Annotated in this window: 1 protein-coding gene; it reads left to right on the forward strand. The window is 46.5% G+C overall.

Annotation, left to right across the window (positions count from 1 at the left end; genetic code table 11):
• The first annotated feature begins 708 nt into the window (after window positions 1-708).
• A complete protein-coding gene (gene ltrA, locus AXF17_RS05050) occupies window positions 709-2,064 on the forward strand; it encodes a group II intron reverse transcriptase/maturase (protein WP_237049005.1) in 1,356 nt (451 codons plus the stop codon).
• The last annotated feature ends 94 nt before the right edge of the window (window positions 2,065-2,158 follow it).

The raw sequence follows: 2,158 nt of genomic DNA on the forward strand, positions 1-2,158 counted from the left end.
TTGAGGAACAACAAAGGACGGAGAATTTAACTAATCATGGTTAAATCTCCGTCCTTTTTAGATTATCCAAATTATGATGTGTACCCCTTGTCAGGGACAACATTGATTTTTTTGGGGTGTTTTTTTATTACCCCAACAAGTGTATAGGTAGGGGTTTAAAACACCACAATGAAATGGATAGGTACCTCCTAAACCCCAAAAGAATTTATAGAACCTGAACTTTTAGATGTATTAAGGTCGGTGGCATATGCTACCGACCTTTTGTCGGTGTGCCGGGCATGGCACAGTTCTTACTGGTGAGAGTCCAGTCACGGGTATTTACCGCCAAGTGTAGCGAACCGCAAGCGGAAAGCAGTAATGCTCAAGTGAAGGAAGCGGTGTAGCAAAGCCATCGAGCCTACGAACAGAAACCGGATACAAGGCTAAACGGTGGGTGAGGTTGCTACACAAACCGAAGCCCAAAAGGTAAACGTATCACCGAGACAGTAAATCCGGAGGTTGTGTGGCGAAAGAACTATGTCTTACCCCGGGAGACCCGGACGGCGTGGAAACACGTGCGGAAAAGGCTTGCGTCCGGGAGTCAGCTTAGACCATAGTACCGGGAGCACGAACGGGAAGGGTCTAATGTCAATGTATTGCAAATCACTGCAAGCAAGGTCGGAATAATCCGAAATCGAGGATATGCTCTGAAAGCAGAAACGTAAGTCTGTGGAGGCAAAAGGTAGAGGGGATGATTTCCGGCAGTTTTACGAACAGAAAGAGGAGCAACAAGTGGAATTAATCGAATGGATATTACAGGACAGGAATATTGACGAGGCAATCAAGAACGTCAAGCGAAACAAAGGTGCAGCCGGAGTCGATGGGATGACGGTAGATGAACTTGACGTGTATTTTACTCTTCATAGGGAAGAGCTGAAGACTCAGATACGTGAAGGTAAATACAGGCCGAGTCCGGTAAGAAGGGTCTACATACCTAAAGCCAACGGCAAGAAGAGACCTCTCGGAATACCGACAGTCACAGACAGAGTTGTACAGCAGATGACAGCACAGATACTGTCTCTGGGATATGACAAATATTTCAGTGACCATAGTTATGGGTTCCGAGCGAACAGAGATTGCCATGGAGCGATAGAGAAAGCCCTCGAATACCTCAACGAGGGATATGAGTGGGTGATAGACCTTGACATCGAGAAGTATTTCGACACGGTAAACCATGACAAGTTAATTTCAATACTCAGAGAACGCATTAATGATGCGAAAACGCTACGACTGATTCGACAGTTTCTAAGAGCTGGAGTCATGGAAGATGGCTTGGTAAGCCCAAGTGAAGAAGGGGTACCGCAAGGTGGACCTCTTTCACCTATACTATCCAACATCTACCTTGACAAGCTCGACAAGGAACTGGAATCAAGGGGACTTCATTTTGTCAGATACGCTGACGACTGCGACATCTTCGTGAAAAGTGAAATGGCGGCAGACAGAGTGATGAAGTCTGTGACAAGCTGGCTGGAGCGCAAACTTCGGCTGAGAGTCAGTGCCACTAAGACAAAGGTAGTAAGACCTACGAAGAGTAACTTTCTGGGATTCACATTCTGGAAGAGCAAAGACGGTTGGAAGTGCAGGCTTGCCAAAGACCGAAAGAAGAAACTCTATGAGAAGACTCGTGAGATTCTTTGTCGGAAGAAAGCGGCTGCGCGAACCATAAAGTCTACCTTTATGCAACTGAACTGGCTCATCCGGGGGTGGATAAACTACTACAGAATCGGTAGCATGAAAGGCTTTCTTGATGAATATGGACAATGGCTGAGGCACAAGGTGAGAGTAGTGATACTCAAACAGTGGAAAAAGCCGAAGACCATATTCAAGAACCTGATGGCTCTGAATAGGATTCAGGAATGTGGCCTTGAGGAGAAAAGATTGTTAAGCGTGGCAAACGCAAGGCAGGGATGGTACCGAATGGCTACTATTCGGGATATTAATTTCCTGCTCAATCCAACGATACTTGGCAAAAAGACAAAGAGCCGACCGGGATTGGTCGACCCTTTGGCGTATTATCTGAATTAACGCTTGATTCTATGTTGATGTAGCGCCGTATACGAGACCCGTACGTACGGTGCAACGGGAGGGTTGAGGGCTAACGCCCTCGCTCTACCCTATT

The sequence above is a fragment of the Mogibacterium pumilum genome (assembly GCF_002243385.1).
Lineage (GTDB): Bacteria > Bacillota > Clostridia > Peptostreptococcales > Anaerovoracaceae > Mogibacterium > Mogibacterium pumilum.